We start from the raw sequence: 18,428 nt of genomic DNA, 5'->3' as shown, positions 1-18,428 counted from the left end.
GGGAATACGATAAGATGGCTTATGTGAATGGAAACCTGGCTTTGCAGCCTAAGAAGAAGACATCACCGCAGCAAACTTTCCGCGAGACCAAGAAGGTTGTAGTGAAACGGAAGTCACTGCCAGTGCAGGAGAAATTGCTGTATATGTTCACGATTCTTGTATGCGTGCTTGTAGCGAGTGTCATTATATTCCGCTACGCGCAAATCTATGAGATTAATGCAGATGTCAGGAAGCTGACGGTAGAGTACGAGAAGATGGCCATAGAGATGAAAGAGCTGCAAATACAGGTCGAGAAGCTCAAAAGTCCGGATCGCATTACAGAGCAGGCCAGAAAGACAGGCATGATTGATAATGATCAGGATCCGATTAAAGTGAGGACAGGGGATAACGTCAACGAAACTGCAATGAAGGAATAAGGTGACTGTCTATGACGAAACGGATAAAGCTGCGCACACTGCTGATCGGAGGGTTCATCACCCTCTTTTTTGCTGTTCTGGTAGGTAGAGTCTATTGGGTTCAGGTCGTCAATGCAGATTATTGGGCGGATAAAGCCAGAGAGATTTGGTCCAAATCAGAGACATTGGTTCCTGTGCGTGGAACGATTTCAGACCGTGACGGCAATGTGCTGGCGATGGATTCCGCTGCCTACACGGTGGCGGTCAATCCGCAGCTGATTAACAAGCTTGGGCTGGAGGATGTCATCGTCAGCAAGCTGCATAACGTGCTGAACAAGCCGGAATCCGAGCTGCGCGATATCGTGACCTCCAGAGGGGAGAACGGCGAATTCCGGCGGCAGCGCGAGGTGCGCAATGAAGGCTGGAAGATTGACAAGACGCTGGCTGACCGCATTGATAAGTTCACGAAGGAGCTTAAAGGGCAGTATGATGTGGAGGATGTCGGCATCTATTTGATTAAAGAGCAGAAACGCTATTATCCCAAAAATAATCTGGCATCCCACTTGATTGGTTATGAGGCCAAGGAGGGCCAGGCCAAAATGGGGCTGGAGGCTGCTCTTGATGATGTGCTGAGCGGGGAAGCAGGAGAAATAAAATATGAGCGTGACGGCTTCGGTGTCATTCTGGAGAATGGCGAGGTTGAATTCAAGCCATCGCGTGACGGGAAGAATGTCAAGCTGACGATCGACGCGGAAATTCAGCATTATGTCGAGTCGGCCATTAAAGAGGCTTACGACAAGTATCAGCCTAAGAGTATTACAGCCATTGCAGCAGATCCTCAGACCATGGAAATATTGGGCATGGCGAATTTGCCGGATTTCAATCCTAATGAATATTGGCGGGGCAAGGCGGAGGATTTTGACAACCATGCAACCAAATCTCTCTATGAGCCGGGTTCTACATTCAAGATTGTTACGCTGGCTGCGGCGATTGAAGAGGGGATATTCAATCCTGATGAGCCCTATCAATCTGGCAGTATTCGCGTTAAAGGCTGGCCTAGGCCGATCTATGATCATAAACGAGAGGGATGGGGAACCATTTCATTCCTGGATGGTTTGAAGCATTCAAGTAACGTCGCTTTCGTTAAGCTGGGTTATGAACGATTGCAGGCCGCAAAGTTGAAAGACTATATTACGAAATTCGGGTTTGGCCAGAAGACAGGAATTGAGCTGGGAGACAGCAAAGGCGGGATTAATTTCAACCCCAGCATTAATATCGAGGTTGCAACCGCGGCATTCGGACAGGGACGGGTTCAGGTAACGCCGATTCAGCAGGTCGCTGCCGTTGCGGCGGTCGCCAATGGCGGCAAGCTGCTGGTACCGCATTTGGTGAAAGAGATTGAAGACCCGGTTACGAAGAAGACGGAAGTTATTGAGCCTAAAGTTGTCCGTCAAGTTATTTCGGAGAAGACGGCAAAGCTTGCAGGCGAATATTTGGAGCAGGTCGTATCCGACCAGAAGATCGGTACAGGAAAGAACGCCTACATCGAGGGCTATCGAGTCGCAGGCAAGACGGGCACGGCCCAGAAGGTTGAGAAGAACGGCAAAGGTTACTCAACAGATAAATATGTCGTCTCGTTTATCGGGTATGCTCCGGTGGAGAACCCCAAGGTGATCGTTTACGTCGTTGTGGATGAACCGAATGATCCCAATGCAGGCGGCGGCTCCGCTGCAGCGCCCGTATTCAAAGATATCATGCTTCAAAGCTTGCGCCACCTGGGCATCAAATCGAGCCTGACGAGCACTGGCGATAAGAATCAGCAGAAAGGCCAAACGGCACAAGTGCCTGATCTGACAGATCTTAAGCTGGCTCAGGCCAAAGAAGAGCTGAAAGCGCGCTCGCTTGGCGTGGAGGTTGTGGGCAAGGGGGGAACTGTTCTTCAGCAAATTCCGAAGGCTGGCTCCTTCGTCAGCCCTGCACAGCGAATCTATCTCATTACCGAGGATCGAAGCAAGCTCGCGATTCCCAATATGAGCGGATTATCGCTTCGCGATGCGCTGGAAATATGCTCGCTGCTGCAAATTAGGGTGTATACGGAAGGGCAAGGATTCGTTACCTCGCAAATGCTGGCGAAGCAGAACGGCGAACGGGTCATCAAGCTGAAGCTTGCTCCGCCCGGTGAAGAACTGAAATCAGATGCTGAGAACGCTGGCAAAGCCGGGGATTAGTCAGAGAACAGCGCTTCGACAGCTTGTTCTATCCCCCCGCAATTCCGAATAGGCTTGGATTAAGCAATAGGACGGATCACGTTCCGTTTCTTTTCGCGCTATTCGGAGGGGGGCTGCAGGTGAAGGTTTCCAACGTAACCATTAGACGCCGTTTGTTCATAGCGCTGCTCATTGCAGTGCTTGCTTTTACAATGCTGGCAGGCAGGCTTAGTTATGTGCAGCTATGGACAGGGGAGGAGCTGGCTGCCAAGGCGGAAAATTCCTGGCGCCGGGAAATTCCTTTCTCGGCCAAACGCGGGGAGATATGGGACCGAAACGGCGCCCAGCTTGCGTATAATATAAGCTCTCCTACAATTATGGCGATTCCGGCACAGGTCAAGGACGCAGAGTCAACAGCGAACCAGCTTGCAGGCGTGCTCGGCATGCCTCCGGAGAAAGTGCTGGCAACGATCAAGAAGAAGCAGCTGATTGTGCGCATTCAGCCGGGCGGACGCAAGATTACGACCGAGAAAGCGCAGAAAGTCAGAGATCTCAATCTTCCCGGCATTGTTGTAGCTGAGGACAACAAGCGGTATTATCCGCTTGGAAGCTTCGCTTCCCACGTGCTTGGATTTACAGGCATCGACAATCAGGGATTGACGGGAATCGAAGCCAAATATAATGATAAGCTGGAAGGGATCAATGGCAATATCTCGTTTCTTGCAGACGCAAAGGGACGGCAAATGCCAGGCTCCTCCGATACTTTTCTGAAGCCGAGGGATGGGTTGAACCTTGAGCTGACCATTGACAAGCAGGTTCAGATGATCATGGAGCGGGAGCTTGACCAGGCGATGGTCAAATTCCAGGCGAACAGCATTATCGCTATCGCGATGGATCCGACGAACGGCGAAGTGCTCGGCATGGCCAGCAGGCCGTCCTATGAACCGGACAAATACCGCGAGGTGGACTCGCAAATATATAACCGCAATCTGCCGATCTGGATGACCTATGAGCCGGGCTCGACATTCAAGATTATTACGCTGTCGGCTGCGCTGGAGGAAGGCAAGGTCGATTTGAAGCATGATCATTTCTTCGATCCCGGGGCAGTGGAGATCGGAGGCGCCCGGCTTCGCTGCTGGAAAAAGGGCGGTCACGGAAGCCAGTCATTTCTGGAGGTTGTGCAGAACTCCTGCAATCCCGGCTTTGTTGCACTTGGCAACAAATTAGGCAAGGAGAAGCTGTTTTCTTATATCAAGGACTTCGGCTTTGGCAAGAAAACAGGGATTGATCTGGGCGGAGAAGAGAACGGCATTATGTTCAAGATGAGCCGGGTCGGGCCGGTTGAGCTTGCTACGACTGCATTCGGACAGGGTGTCTCTGTGACGCCGATTCAACAAATTGCTGCAGTGTCGGCCGCTGTGAACGGCGGGATTCTGTATAAGCCTCATGTTGCGAAGGCATGGATTAATCCCGATACTGGCGATGTTGTGGACGAGGTGGAGCCTGAGGCGGTGCGCAGAGTTATCTCGGAACAAACAAGCGCGCTGGTGCGTGAAGCGCTGGAGACCGTTGTAGCCAAAGGGACGGGGCGCAATGCTTTTATTGACGGCTATCGTGTAGGCGGCAAGACAGGAACGGCCCAGAAAGTAATTAACGGCCGTTATTCGCCGAATGAGCATATTGTATCTTTTATTGGCTTTGCGCCGGCAGATGATCCGAAGATCGTTGTTTATGTGGCTGTCGACAACCCGCAGGGCATCCAATTCGGTGGCGTTGTAGCTGCGCCAATCGTACATAACATTATGGCGGATGCGCTGCCGTATTTGGGAATACAGCCGAGAAAGAAGCAGATCGAGCGGGAATACAAGTACGGTGAGACGAAGATCGTGACCGTGCCCAATCTGGTTGGCAAGACAGTATCTGATATCTACGAGGATTTGAATATGAATTTCAATCTGACTTCGGCGGGCAGCGGGAATACGGTCATACGTCAAGCTCCGGCTGCTGGGGCGCGGGTAGAGCGCGGGTCGACGATTCGGATCTATTTGGCCAACGAGAATGATGAAAGCCACAATCATTGACTATAATGAAGGTTAAGACTACCTAATCATGTGTGACCATAAACCGGAGCGTGCGTTTCTTGTCATTGCTCAGGCTGGATGGAGGAGGACTACAGGATGCAACTGGAACAATTATCTTCGCTGCTGCTAACATCACGGATTGACGGCGACCCGGAAACGGTTATAAACAATATACAAATTGACTCGCGCAAGGTGGCGCCTGGTGACCTGTTTCTGTGCTTGCCGGGCCATACTGTCGATGGCCACGACTTCGCGCCTCAGGCAGTAGAGCAGGGAGCGGCGGCGCTCGTGACGGAGCGCCGTCTTGAGCTGGCAGTGCCGCAGCTTATAGTGAAGGACAGCCGGCTGGCAATGGCGGTCATCTCGGATTATTTCTTCGGGCAGCCAAGCCGCAAGCTGAAGCTTATCGGCGTTACAGGAACGAATGGCAAAACAACGGTCACCTATCTGCTTGAACGGATTCTGACTGATGCGGGCTTCAAGCCGGGGGTCATCGGAACGATAGAAACACGGTATGCTTCGACAACGGTGCCGATGTCCGGAACAACGCCTGAGGCGCTTCATCTGCAGCGGTATCTTGCCGATATGGCGGCGGCGGGAACCGATTATTGCGCGATGGAGGTGTCCTCGCATGCGCTGGAGCAGGGGCGGACGAAGGGCTGCCGGTACCGGACGGCCATATTTACGAATTTGACACAGGATCACCTGGATTACCATGGCACGATGGAGCGTTACGCGGCAGCGAAGGAGCTGTTGTTCTCCCGTCTTGGCAATACCTACAGCGAGTCACCGAATGAGCGCTCTTATGCAGTGCTCAACGGCGATGATCCCGCTTCGGCGGCCTTTGCGGCGGCAACTTCGGCTGAGGTCATTACGTACGGTGTGGATCAAGCTGCTGATGTAAGGGCGACCGATATCCGGATCACCGCTGGAGGAACCTTCTTCCGTGTGGAGACGTTTCGGGGAAATATGGATTTGACGCTGAGGATGGCAGGCAAGTTCAACGTGTATAATGCGCTTGCTGCTATTAGTGCAGGACTAATCGAGGGCCTGTCTCTTGAGCGCATGAAGCAGAGCCTGGAAGCACTGCCTGGCGTACCGGGCCGTGTCGAGGCGGTTCACGGAGGCCAGCCGTTTGCTGTTATCGTCGATTATGCGCATACGCCGGACGGGCTTGAGAACGTGCTGCGGGCTGTTAAGGAATTTGCTGCAGGCCGTGTCATATGCGTCTTCGGCTGCGGCGGCGACCGGGATCGGACGAAGCGGCCTATTATGGGGCAAATTGCGGTTCGTTATGCCGATTACGCGATTGTCACCTCCGATAATCCCCGCACAGAAGATCCTCTGCGCATCCTTGCCGATATTGAAGAGGGTCTTGTCCAGGCGGGTGTGTCTCAAGCGAAGTACCAGCTATTGGCAGATCGGCGGACGGCTATTCAAAAAGCGGTTGAAATGGCCAGCCCTGACGATGTAGTATTGATTGCGGGGAAAGGTCATGAAACGTATCAAATCATCGGCAGCGTGACAACGGATTTCGATGATCGTGAAGTGGCCAAAGAAGCGATAAGGAGTCTTACATTGTGATAAAAAGAACGTTAGGGGCCATTGCCGCCATGTGCGGAGGGACGTTGAACAATCCAATCTTTGCCGATATCGGTATTGTTGGCGTCACGAAGGATTCGCGCGATGTCAGGCAGGGCCAATTGTATATACCGCTAGTCGGGGATCATTTTGACGGTCATGATTTTACCGGCAGCGCATTAGGCGGCGGTGCCGCCGCATCACTCTGGCAATCTGACCGGCCGGTGCCGGAGTCTCTGGCAGGGTCGCCGTTAGTAGTAGTTGAAGATACGCTGGCCGCCTTGCAGCGGCTTGCATCCAAATATCGTGATGAGCTCGCAGTGCGGGTCATCGGAATTACCGGAAGCAATGGCAAGACGACAACAAAGGATATGGTAGCGTCCGTGCTTGGCGCTGTTTTTCGCGTTCACAAGACAGCGGGGAATTTGAACAATCATATTGGACTGCCGCTGACCGTGCTGCAATTGGATGAGACGATTGATATCGCGGTGCTTGAGATGGGAATGAGCGGCTTCGGCGAAATCGAGCTGCTGACAACAATAGGCAAGCCGGATATAGCGATTATAACGAACATAGGCGATGCCCATATGCTTCAATTGGGCTCCCGCAAGGGCATAGCGAAGGCCAAGCTGGAGATCGTAGCAGGGCTGCAGCATGGCGGACTGCTGCTCATCAACGGTGACGAGCCGCTGCTGGCAGATGGAGCCGTAGTGGCTCAACTGCCCTCTTCATTCGAAATTCAGACATTCGGCCTGGGAGCAGGCAATGATTGGCATGGGGGCAGCTTGACAATCGCGACAACGTCTTCGACTTTCGATGTATCGGCTAACGGCAAAGGTGATGAATACGGCCTTGGGCATGTAACCATTCCACTGCCTGGGCAGCACAATGTCACGAACGCGCTTGCGGCGATAGCGGCGGCAGCCCGGCTTGGTGTCCCGGCTGATCGCATTCGCCAAGGACTGCAGGATATTCAGCTGACAGGCATGCGCATTGAGCCGATGCGGGCGTATAACGGAGCGATGGTGCTTAATGATGCCTACAATGCGAATCCGACGGCTGTTCGCGCGGCGATTGATCTCGTTGGGGAATTGGCCGGTTATCGGCGCAAGTGGCTCGTCTTGGGCGATATGCTGGAGCTGGGGCCGGACGAAGTGGAGATGCACCGGGAAATCGGGGCGTATATTACACCGGCCAAAGCCGATGCCGTACTAACGTATGGCAATTTGTCCAGACATACGGCAGCAGCGGCGGCGGAGCAGTTCGGAACAGGCGTAGAGCCAGCCGAACGGGAGAGCGGCTCTATCGTACAATCATTTGACGATAAAGACATTCTGATCGCATGGCTGCGCTCACAGCTTCAGCCAGAAGATCTTGTACTTGTGAAAGGATCGCGCGGCATGCGTATGGAACAGGTTGTTCATGCGCTGCAGCACGATTAAGAGGTGGGGTCATCATGGACATCAAGGTCATATTGCTGTCAATCGGCGCATCCTTCTTGCTGGCGATATTATTCGGTCCCCTGTTCATTCCTGTTCTGAGACGGATGAAATTCGGACAGCAGATACGGACAGACGGTCCGCAGAGCCATCTGAAAAAATCAGGAACGCCAACAATGGGCGGGGTCATCATCATGCTGGCGATGCTGCTGGCATTTCTCAAATTTTCCGATAAGACCTCCGAGTTCTGGGTGCTGCTCGTGGCATCCTTCGGATTTGGGCTGGTCGGATTTCTGGATGATTATATCAAAATCGTATTCAAACGATCACTAGGCTTGACGGCGCGCCAGAAGCTGATTGGGCAATTCCTATTTTCCGTCATCATATGTGTCTTGCTCTACGGGATGGATCACAGCACAGCAGTAGGCGTTCCAGGCACGTCGATCGTAATGGAGCTTGGCTGGTTTTATTACCTGCTGGTCGTCATCATGCTGTTCGCCACCACGAATGCGGTTAACTTCACCGATGGCGTGGATGGATTGCTGGCGGGCACCGGAGCGATCGCCTTCGGCGCATTTACCGTGCTGGCGATGCATGTAAGCGCGCATGAGTCCGCCGTATTCTCGGCAGCGATGATTGGGGCGATGCTGGGATTTCTCGTCTTCAACGCGCATCCGGCGAAAGTGTTTATGGGCGATACCGGATCATTAGGTATAGGCGGCGGAATGGCAGCAGTAGCAATCTTGGCAAAAATGGAAATACTACTTATAATAATTGGCGGCGTATTCGTCCTTGAGATGCTGTCGGTTATCCTGCAGGTTAGCTCGTTCAAGCTGAGGGGCAAGCGCATATTCAAAATGAGCCCGATCCACCACCACTTCGAGCTATCCGGCTGGACAGAGTGGCGCGTAGTCACAGTATTCTGGTTAGTAGGCCTGCTATTCGCAGCCATAGGCCTGGTGCTGGGCCGTTAAGTGCAGTCAAGCGGGTCCCGAAGGGACGAAAGCGGGTATAGTGGCCGAATGATATAGGGAGCGGCGTGTGAGATCCATCGGCACCGTACGGGTGTCCAGAGGGCGGAGCCCTTGGGGTCCCCCTTAAAGGGGGATTTAGGGGGTTGCGCAGCGCAACATTAAGGAGGGAATCAATATGGAGAGTCCGGCAGCATACCGGAATAAGCGCATCGTTGTGCTTGGCCTCGCCAAAAGTGGAGTCAGCGTCGCCAAGCTTTTTCACAAGCTGGGCGCGGCAGTTACCGTCAATGACAGCAAAGAGCGACATTTATGCCCCGAAGCGGACGAGCTGGACGCTTTGGGTGTTTCTGTTATATGCGGGGGTCACCCCGATGGTTTGATTACGAAGGAGACGGCGCTTGTCGTCAAAAATCCGGGCATCCCGTACAGTGTGCCTCCGGTACGACAGGCGATCGAGCTCGGCATCGAGGTCGTTACTGAGGTAGAAGTAGCTTACCTGCTGTCGCCGGCTCCGATTATAGGCATAACAGGCTCCAACGGCAAGACAACGACAACAACGTGGATTGGCGAGATGCTGGAAGCAGCGGGCATGAAGCCGATTGTTGCCGGGAATATTGGCACACCGCTATGTGAAGCGGCACAGACCGCAGATGAGGACAATTGGATTGTAGCGGAGCTCAGCAGCTTCCAGCTCAAAGGAACGTCTGCGTTCCGTCCCAAAGTGTCTTTGCTGCTGAACGTAGTGGAGACCCATCTTGACTACCATGGCGGGATGGACGATTATATCGCTTCCAAAGCGAAGCTGTTCGCGAATCAAACCGCTCAGGATACGGCCGTCATTAACGCGGACGATCCGATCTGCCGACAACTAGTAGAAGAGGGCAATATCGTTGCCAATATTATTCCATTCTCCATCACACAGAGCCTTGGCTATGGCGTATGCATAGAGCCTCCGTTCCCCGACGATTTGACGGTGTCAGCCGATGATGCGGAACGGATCATCGTATGGCGGGATCGCGATGCCGGGGACTATCCCATCCTGCCCGTTCATGAGCTTGGCATTCCGGGAAGGCACAATGCTGCGAATGCCCTTGCGGCGATCGCCGGCTGTCTGGCAGCAGGCGCCGAGATCGAATCTCTGCTGAAGCCGCTGCGGGAATTCCGCGGTGTCGAGCATCGGCTGGAGTTCGCTGGCGAGCACAAGGGCGTCGCGTATTACAATAACTCTAAAGCGACGAATCCTACAGCGACAATTATCGCGCTGCGTTCTTTTCCCGGGCGGATTGTGCTGATCGCCGGCGGCCTGGACCGGGGCTCCGACTACATGGAGCTGCTCCCGCACTTCCGCGATCAGACGAAAGCCGTTGTGGCGCTCGGGGAGACCCGAGGCAAGATCGCCCGTGTTGCGGAGCTCGCAGGTTTAACGAACGTAATTATCGTCGAACCTGAGGAGGACGCCGAAGCGACGCTGCACCGTGCGGTGCGCGAAGCCGCCTCCATCGCGGAGCCGGGAGATATTGTGCTTTTGTCTCCGGCATGCGCAAGCTGGGATATGTTTAAATCCTATGAACAGCGGGGGCGCATTTTTAAACAATCGGCGCATACCTTGTAAGTAGAGGGCTAGTCCCTACTTACGCATGCAAGAGGTGTTCGCGTTATGGCAAAAGCCAAGTCCGCCCCGGACGTATGGATGATTGGGGCAATTTCGCTCATACTCGCCATTGGTCTTGTAATGGTATACAGCGCTAGTGCTGTTCTCGCCTTTCATGAATTCGGCGATCCTTATTACTATGTAAAGCGGCAGTCGCTCTTCGCAGCGCTTGGTGTCGGCGCGATGATCGTAACGATGAATGCGCATTATTGGACATGGAAGAAATGGTCGAAGCTCGGACTGCTTATTTGCTTCGGATTGCTGGTCATCGTGCTTATACCGGGGATTGGCGTTGTAAGGGGCGGTGCGCGCAGCTGGCTCGGGATTAGCTCCTTCGGCATTCAGCCTTCTGAATTTATGAAGCTTGCCATGGTTATATTTCTTGCCAAAATGCTGTCGGAGAAGCAGCAAGCCGTAACGCTGTTCACCAAAGGCTTGCTGCCGCCGCTTGGCATACTCGGACTTGCGTTCGGACTCATTATGATGCAGCCGGATCTTGGTTCCGGCGCAGTTATGGTGGGAGCCTCGCTCATTGTCATCTACACGGCTGGTGCGCGTCTCTCCCATCTCGGCTCGCTTGCTCTGATCGGCGTGCTGGGTCTTGTGGGACTAATTCTTGCAGCCCCTTACCGGATGCAGCGCATTACGGCCTTTATGGACCCGTGGGCTGATCCGCTCGGTGCGGGATACCAGATTATCCAGTCGCTATATGCCATTGGTCCAGGGGGATTAGTTGGCCTTGGTCTTGGCATGAGCCGGCAGAAGTTTAGTTATTTGCCTGAGCCGCAGACGGATTTTATATTTTCTATCGTCGCTGAAGAGCTTGGTTTCATTGGCGGTGCAGCCATCATCCTTTTGTTCGCAGTACTGGTATGGCGGGGAATGCGAACGGCCATCGCGGCGCCGGATACTTTCGGAAGTCTGCTCGCGGTTGGAATCGTCGGCATTGTAGCCGTGCAAGTATTTATTAATATTGGTGTCGTTATCGGCATGCTTCCGGTAACAGGAATAACATTGCCGCTGGTCAGCTATGGCGGATCATCACTAACGCTATTGTTGACGGCGCTTGGCATATTGCTTAATATATCCCGTTATTCGAGGTGAGATTTCATGCGTATCGTATTGACTGGCGGCGGAACAGGCGGCCATATCTACCCTGCGCTTGCCATCGGCAAGCGGGTGGTAGAGGAGGATGAAAGCTCGTCCATTCTATATATCGGAACTCCTAACGGGCTGGAGAGCCGGATTGTGCCGGCTCAAGGAATTCCGTTCGAGCCGGTCGAAATAACGGGCTTCAGACGAAAGCTCTCCTATGATAATGTCAGAACCATATTGCGGTTTCTCAAAGGCGTCCGCAGATCCAAGGAGCTGCTGCGGACGTTTAAACCGGACGTAGTTGTCGGCACTGGCGGCTATGTATGCGGGCCTGTCGTATATGCGGCTGCGAAGCTTGGTATTCCGACGCTTATTCATGAACAGAACGCGGACCCTGGTTTAACCAATAAATTTTTGGCACGTTATGCGGATTGTGTAGCAGTAAGCTTCCAGGAGTCGCTTCCCCGCTTCAGCAGAACGAAGCGGATCGTCAATACCGGCAATCCCTGCGCAACGAATGTCGTTCAGGCAAGCAGAGACAATGGCTTCAATTCGTTAGGCCTGCCTAATGGAAGCAGGATTGTACTGATGGTAGGGGGCAGCCGGGGGGCCAAAGCGATGAACGATGTCATGGTGGACATGGTGCCGATGCTAGGGCGGCTGCCGGATGTCCATTTTGTATTTGTAACCGGAGAGAGCTATTATGACGGGACGATGGAGCGGATGAAGGCAGTTATGCCCCGTATCTCCAACAATATTCATGTCCTTCCTTATTTGCACAACATGCCTGAGGTGCTGGGCGCGTCAACACTGGTTGTCAGCCGTTCGGGGGCATCCTCGTTGGCGGAAATTACAGCGCTCGGCATCCCATCCATCCTGATACCATCCCCGAATGTGACGAATAACCATCAGGAGGCGAACGCCCGGAGCGTTGCAGATGCGGGGGCAGCGAAGATGATCATAGAGCGGGAGCTTAGCGGCGCCGCGCTCTTCGAACTCATATATGCGATTATGACGGATGGACAGCGGTTAAATGAAATGAGTACAGCTGCGCTGAAGCTTGGCATGCCGCAATCCGCCTCATTGATTGTCAATGAGCTGAACCATCTAATAGAGAAGCGATAGCGCGTCATATAGGCGATTGTCACACTACTGGGCAGGAGGGCATAGTATACCCTATAATCGTGACCGTCACCCGGCGGGCCCACCACCCGATACTTGTATCGTTATAAAGGAACGGGCTGCCCGGCTTGGCAACGAATGCCGCAGTTCTGACAATCGCTTAAAGCGAAGGAGGTACGACAAATGAAGCAATTTTTGACGGAGCTGCTGCAGGAAGACACTGGCAAGATGCTGCTGCAAGAACCGCTCTCTGCCTATACGACATGGAAGATCGGCGGGCCCGCCGACGTTCTGGTCATTCCGCAAAATAAAGAGCAGCTAGTGTCGGTCGTCCGGTTGCTTCACAAGCATGGAATCCCGTGGTCCAATCTTGGACGCGGCTCCAACATTCTTGTAAGCGACAAAGGAATCCGCGGCGTCGTCATCCAGCTGGGCGAAGGATTCAATTATGCGCGATTCCAAGGTGAGTTCGTCCATGCGGGTGCCGCTCATTCCTTCATTAAATTGTCTGTTCTGGCGGGAAAAGAAGGTTTGACGGGCTTGGAATTTGCAGGGGGGATTCCTGGTTCGGTTGGCGGAGCCGTCTATATGAATGCCGGCGCCCACGGTTCGGATGTGTCACGCATTTTCAAAACAGCTGAAATTGTGCTGGTGACAGGGGAATTGGTAAACCACAACCTTGAGGATATGGCATTCTCGTATCGCCATTCGGTACTGCATGAGCAGCAGGGCATAGTTGTAAGCGCAACGTTCGAGCTGAGAGAAGGAGTCAGGCAGGAGATCGCCTCTTGCATGGCTTCATACAAAGAGCGGCGGCTTCGCACCCAGCCATTGCAGCTGGCATGCGCAGGCAGCGTGTTCCGCAATCCGCCGAACGATTATGCTGCGCGTCTCATTGAGGAAGCCGGGCTGAAGGGTCTTCGCAGCGGAGGCGCCGAGGTATCCACACAGCATGCCAATTTCATTGTTAACACCGGGCAAGCGACGGCTGAGGACGTCCTCACCCTCATGGCAACTATCCGGGGCACGATCAAGGATCGGTACGGAATCGATCTCGTGCCGGAAGTATTGGTGGTGGGTGAGCGGTAATTCGGAGGTGATACATTGGACAAATTGGTGATTGAAGGCGGGAAACCTCTCTCAGGAACCATTGTTATCCAAGGAGCGAAAAATGCCGCTTTGCCGATCTTGGCTGCCAGTATGCTGGTGGAAGGAAAAGTGACGATCGATCACGTACCCAAGCTGCTCGATATCGACGTCATGCTGAACATTTTGCGCGAGCTTGGCTGCCGGGCGGAGCACAGCAATGAGACGGTCATGATTGATACCTCATCTGCTGCAAGCTCGCATGTTCCGGAAGAGCTCATGCGTTCTATGCGTTCATCCATCTTCTTAATGGGCCCTCTGATCGCTCGATTTGGCGAAGTGACGATTTATCAGCCAGGCGGGTGTGCAATCGGCGAGAGAAAGATCGATTTGCACCTGCGGGGACTGATGGCGCTCGGCGCTCAGATTGAAGAGAGAGGAAGCCGGATTGTCTGTCATGCCAAGCGGCTGAAAGGCGCGGAGATCCACCTGGATTTCCCTAGCGTGGGTGCAACGGAGAATATTATGATGGCCGCCGTGCTGGCGGAAGGGTTGACGACAATCAGCAATGCCGCCCGTGAGCCGGAGATTCAAGACCTGCAGCGGTTTCTTAACACAATGGGCGCCAAGATTATCGGCGCGGGCACAGATACGATAACAATCGAAGGCGTGGAGAAGCTTGCTCCCTGCCGGTACCAGGTTATTCCCGACCGGATCGTGACCGGTACGGTCATGGTAGCTGCTGCCGCAACCCGCGGCCAGGTTACGCTGCAGAATACGAATCCTGCCCACCTTACATCGCTCATTCATGTGTTAAGGCGTGCAGGTGTTCAAATTGCAGTTGACGGTGATATAATTAAGGTTGGCTGCGCCAACCGTCCGAGAGCGATAGAACGGATTGTAACCTCGCCTTATCCGGCATTTCCAACCGATCTGCAGTCGCAGCTTATGGTGCTGCTCGCGCTCGCTGATGGCGTCAGCGTCATGAAAGAGAATATTTTTGAGGGACGCTTCAAACATGTTGATGAGCTGTCGCGCATGGGGGCAGACATCAGAGTGGATTTGAACGCAGCCTTTATTCGGGGAGTACCGCGATTATACGGGGCAACGGTGGAAGCAACTGATCTGCGCGCTGGTGCAGCGCTTGTTATCGCCGGATTGGCCTCGCACGGCAAGACGATCGTCGAGCAGGTGCACCACATCGACCGCGGCTATGACCGGATTGAGACAATGCTTGGTCGTCTGGGAGCGCGCATATCGCGTTATTCTCCCATTCCCAACAACGGAATTGCTCCTTAGCACGTTTAAGAGATTGTGATAGAGATCGTGAACGGCGGCGTTCTGAAGATACGTCATGCCGTTCTCGTTTGCACGGAGAGGGGACAAGCAATGCAAGAGAAAGTGCCTGTGCTGCGGGAGCCTGTCCGAAAGAAAAGACGAGGCGGCCGCAAGCTGCTTATTGTCATTATCGTACTATTCATCGTCATCCTATGTGTTCTATTCTTTAATTCTTCCATCAGCAAGGTGTCCACTGTGACGGTTGAAGGGCAGCGGTATTTGACCGTGTCCGAAGTACAAGGGGCCGCCGGGATCGTTCCTGGTGACGCGTATTTCGGCACTTCTGCAGCCACTATTGAGGAGCGGGTCAAATCCTTGAAGCCGATTGAGAAAGTAGAAGTGATCAAATCGTTCCCGGGCAGTATCCGGATTGTTGTTCAGGAATACCCGACCGTCGCTTACGAGCTGTCTGACAAAGGCGAGCTAACAGCGATTCTGGCCAGCGGCATAAGCGTCGCGGCCGGCAGCAGCGACCTTGTTGTAGACAAGCCTATACTCTCCGGCTGGAAGGCCGATGATCCCTTGAAGACAGAATTAAGCAAGCAGCTCTCGAATATTCCGGCAGCGCTTCTGTCCGACTTCTCAGAAATCATTCCATTCCCTTCGAAGGCATTCCCGGACCGTATACGTATTTATACGCGCACCCGGTTTGAAATTATAACTGCTGCATCGCTTCTTCCGGACAAAATTTCAACGTTGAATGCAGTTATCGAAACACAGGAGCCGGGGCTGCTGACGCTGCTGATTGCGGATACTTACGAATCTTTTGTGCCGGATGAAACAGAAAATGATGAAACAAAGCAAAAAGAGGCTACTCAATAGCTGCAAAGAGTGATAGAATTTTAATTATGGGGATTTACAAACTCTTTTTTCTTTTTAACAAATTCATGTAGGGTACAAGCCGCTTGGGGCGGTGCTGGAAACATATTCAACCTCGAAAAATTTGTTGAAAAAAGAGGGAAAGTATAAACAACGTTGAATTAATAGAAAAAGCGTGCGGGACTAACATATGACTATACCTGTAAAGTACCAATAACTGTTGAAACGGAGGTGCCACGGCTTGAGCAGCAACGACATCATCGTTAGTTTAGACATCGGTACATCCAAGGTTCGAGCTATTATTGGCGAAGTGAATAACGGGACCATTAATATTATTGGAGTTGGATCTGCCGACTCGGAAGGCATTCGCAAGGGAGCCATCGTTGATATTGACCAGACCGTGCAATCCATCCGCAATGCGGTGGATCATGCTGAACGCATGGTTGGCATTCAAATAAGCGACGTTTACGTCGGTATTCAAGGCAATCATATCGCTCTGCAAACCAATCACGGCGTTGTGGCCGTATCGAACGAGGACAGAGAGATCGGCGAGGATGATATCGAACGGGTGTTGCAGGCCGCGAAGGTAGTCGCGCTTCCGCCTGAACGGGAGATTATCAATCTCGTACCCAAGCAATATTTGGTTGACGGGCTGGAGGGAATCTCTGATCCAAGAGGAATGATTGGTGTTCGCCTTGAGGTGGAGGCAACGGTCGTTACCGGTGCCAAGACGGCGATACATAATCTTGTCCGCTGTGTGGAGAAAGCCAATTTGCGCATATCGGGCGTTATTCTGATGTCGCTGGCTTCCGGCCAAATGGCGCTCACCAAGGATGAGAAAATGATGGGAACTGTGCTTGCGGATATCGGGGCAGGGCAGTGTACGATCGCAATCTTCGAAGGGGGCAGCATTACGGCAACCTCGACGTTGCCAATCGGCGGCGAATATGTGACAAGCGATATCTCCTACGGTCTTCGTACACAAACGGAGCAGGCGGAGAAGATCAAGCAGAAGTTCGGCTGTTCGCTAATTGACGATGCGGCTGAGGATCAGAAGTTCAAAGTCATGCGAATGGGCAGCAATGTGGAGAAGGAATTTTCACAAGTCGATTTGGCCAATATTATCGAGCCGCGAATGCAGGAGATCTTTCATCTCATTCGTCAGGAAGTGCGGCGTCTTGGATACGGAGACAAGGTTAACGGTTATGTTCTGACCGGAGGCTCCGTAACAATGCCTGGAACGCTTGCACTTGCCCAAAGCGAACTGGAGTCATCCGTACGCATTGCGGTTCCCGATTATATCGGCGTAAGAGATCCAGCATTCACAAGCGGCGTGGGGATGATTCAATACGTCTCGAAGTACATGCGTAACCGTTCTGCAAGCGCACCTAAGAAAAGCGCTAATAAGAAGACGGGATCCACTGCGTCGCCGAAACCCGGACTGTTCGAGCGGCTGAAAAATATGTTTAGCGAATTCATTTGAACGGGGGATATAACAGAATGTTGGAATTCGATTTCGATATGGAGCAACTTGCCCAGATCAAGGTGATCGGAGTTGGTGGCGGCGGAAGCAACGCGGTCAACCGAATGATTGAGAATGGTGTCAAAGGTGTAGAGTTTATAACGGTCAATACGGATGCGCAAGCACTCCATATGGCCAAATCCGAGCAGAAGCTGCAGATTGGCGATAAGCTGACGCGCGGACTAGGCGCAGGAGCGAATCCGGAGGTCGGCAAGAAAGCGGCTGAGGAATCGCGCGAGACGGTCATGAACACGCTTAAAGGCGCGGACATGGTATTCGTCACGGCAGGAATGGGAGGCGGTACCGGTACAGGCGCAGCGCCTGTTATTGCCGAGATCGCGCGCGAATGCGGAGCACTTACAGTAGGCGTAGTCACGCGTCCGTTCACCTTCGAAGGACGCAAGCGTTCCGGACAAGCTGAGCTTGGCATTGAAGCACTTAAGGAAAAGGTCGATACACTAATCGTCATTCCGAATGACCGATTGCTGGAGATCGTGGATAAGAAAACTCCGATGCTGGAAGCATTCCGTGAAGCGGATAATGTACTGAAGCAGGCGGTTCAAGGGATCTCTGATCTGATCGCCGTTCCGGGCCTGATCAACCTCGACTTCGCTGACGTTAAGACCATTATGACAGAACGCGGTTCTGCACTTATGGGTATTGGTGCTGCGACAGGCGAGAATCGGGCGGCGGAAGCTGCGCGCAAAGCGATTCAAAGCCCGCTTCTGGAAACGTCCATTGACGGAGCTCGCGGTATTATCATGAATATTACTGGCGGCGCTAATTTATCGCTGTATGAAGTGAATGAAGCGGCTGAGATTGTGATCTCTGCATCCGATCCGGATGTTAATATGATCTTCGGGGCAAGCATTGACGAGAACCTGAAGGAAGATATTAAAGTAACGGTTATCGCGACAGGTTTCGAGCATCGTGGAAGCCAGACTCTACGCCGTTCAACGGGTGCACAGCCTGCTGAAGCAGCAGCCGACACCCGTCAGCCATCGGCTGGCACAAGCAGCAGCCCGGGCCCTAAGCCCTTTGGAAGCACGGTATCGAGCGATCAGCTTGATATTCCTGCCTTCCTTCGCAATCGCCGCAATAATGATCGTTAGCAATAT

14 protein-coding genes are annotated in these 18,428 nt (G+C 53.1%); all 14 read left to right on the top strand.

What is annotated here, in order from left to right:
- Positions 1-14 precede the first annotated feature (14 nt).
- Positions 15-416, top strand: a complete 402-nt coding sequence (ftsL, locus tag K0T92_RS02725; protein ID WP_219870869.1) for a cell division protein FtsL — start codon at positions 15-17, stop codon at positions 414-416.
- A gap of 11 nt (positions 417-427) precedes the next feature.
- A complete protein-coding gene (locus K0T92_RS02720) occupies positions 428-2,623 on the top strand; it encodes a penicillin-binding transpeptidase domain-containing protein (protein WP_219870868.1) in 2,196 nt (731 codons plus the stop codon).
- A gap of 119 nt (positions 2,624-2,742) precedes the next feature.
- The gene (locus K0T92_RS02715; RefSeq protein WP_219870867.1) at positions 2,743-4,683 is read left to right on the top strand and encodes a stage V sporulation protein D; all 1,941 of its coding nucleotides are present in this window, start codon (positions 2,743-2,745) and stop codon (positions 4,681-4,683) included.
- 96 nt (positions 4,684-4,779) lie between these two features.
- Positions 4,780-6,267 carry a UDP-N-acetylmuramoyl-L-alanyl-D-glutamate--2,6-diaminopimelate ligase gene (locus K0T92_RS02710; RefSeq protein ID WP_219870866.1) on the top strand — a complete coding sequence of 496 codons (1,488 nt, stop codon included), beginning with the start codon at positions 4,780-4,782 and terminating at the stop codon, positions 6,265-6,267.
- Positions 6,264-7,706: a UDP-N-acetylmuramoyl-tripeptide--D-alanyl-D-alanine ligase gene (locus tag K0T92_RS02705; RefSeq protein ID WP_219870865.1), complete on the top strand. Its 1,443-nt coding sequence runs from the start codon at positions 6,264-6,266 to the stop codon at positions 7,704-7,706. Before K0T92_RS02710 ends, K0T92_RS02705 begins: the two co-directional genes overlap by 4 nt.
- A gap of 14 nt (positions 7,707-7,720) precedes the next feature.
- Complete coding sequence (gene mraY, locus K0T92_RS02700; RefSeq protein WP_219870864.1) at positions 7,721-8,677, top strand: phospho-N-acetylmuramoyl-pentapeptide-transferase; 957 nt, start codon at positions 7,721-7,723, stop codon at positions 8,675-8,677.
- Positions 8,678-8,852: 175 nt separating this feature from the next.
- Entirely contained in the window at positions 8,853-10,289 is a 1,437-nt protein-coding gene (gene murD, locus K0T92_RS02695; RefSeq protein WP_219870863.1) for a UDP-N-acetylmuramoyl-L-alanine--D-glutamate ligase, read from the top strand.
- 45 nt (positions 10,290-10,334) lie between these two features.
- Entirely contained in the window at positions 10,335-11,432 is a 1,098-nt protein-coding gene (spoVE, locus tag K0T92_RS02690; protein WP_219870862.1) for a stage V sporulation protein E, read from the top strand.
- Positions 11,433-11,438: 6 nt separating this feature from the next.
- Entirely contained in the window at positions 11,439-12,548 is a 1,110-nt protein-coding gene (gene murG / locus K0T92_RS02685) for an undecaprenyldiphospho-muramoylpentapeptide beta-N-acetylglucosaminyltransferase (RefSeq protein ID WP_219870861.1), read from the top strand.
- Between the two features lie 180 nt (positions 12,549-12,728).
- Positions 12,729-13,634: a UDP-N-acetylmuramate dehydrogenase gene (gene murB, locus K0T92_RS02680; protein ID WP_219870860.1), complete on the top strand. Its 906-nt coding sequence runs from the start codon at positions 12,729-12,731 to the stop codon at positions 13,632-13,634.
- Between the two features lie 15 nt (positions 13,635-13,649).
- A complete protein-coding gene (gene murA / locus K0T92_RS02675; RefSeq protein WP_219870859.1) occupies positions 13,650-14,930 on the top strand; it encodes a UDP-N-acetylglucosamine 1-carboxyvinyltransferase in 1,281 nt (426 codons plus the stop codon).
- A gap of 90 nt (positions 14,931-15,020) precedes the next feature.
- Positions 15,021-15,791 (top strand): cell division protein FtsQ/DivIB, encoded by a 771-nt coding sequence (locus K0T92_RS02670; RefSeq protein WP_219870858.1) that lies wholly within the window; start codon positions 15,021-15,023, stop codon positions 15,789-15,791.
- A 238-nt stretch (positions 15,792-16,029) separates the two neighbouring features.
- The gene (ftsA, locus tag K0T92_RS02665) at positions 16,030-17,271 is read left to right on the top strand and encodes a cell division protein FtsA (protein WP_219870857.1); all 1,242 of its coding nucleotides are present in this window, start codon (positions 16,030-16,032) and stop codon (positions 17,269-17,271) included.
- A 17-nt stretch (positions 17,272-17,288) separates the two neighbouring features.
- Positions 17,289-18,422 (top strand): cell division protein FtsZ, encoded by a 1,134-nt coding sequence (ftsZ, locus tag K0T92_RS02660; RefSeq protein WP_219870856.1) that lies wholly within the window; start codon positions 17,289-17,291, stop codon positions 18,420-18,422.
- Positions 18,423-18,428 lie beyond the last annotated feature (6 nt).

The sequence above is a fragment of the Paenibacillus oenotherae genome (assembly GCF_019443105.1).
Lineage (GTDB): Bacteria > Bacillota > Bacilli > Paenibacillales > Paenibacillaceae > Paenibacillus_Z > Paenibacillus_Z oenotherae.
Note: the sequence above shows the minus strand (reverse complement) of the source record. Positions and strands in the feature narration are given on the sequence as shown.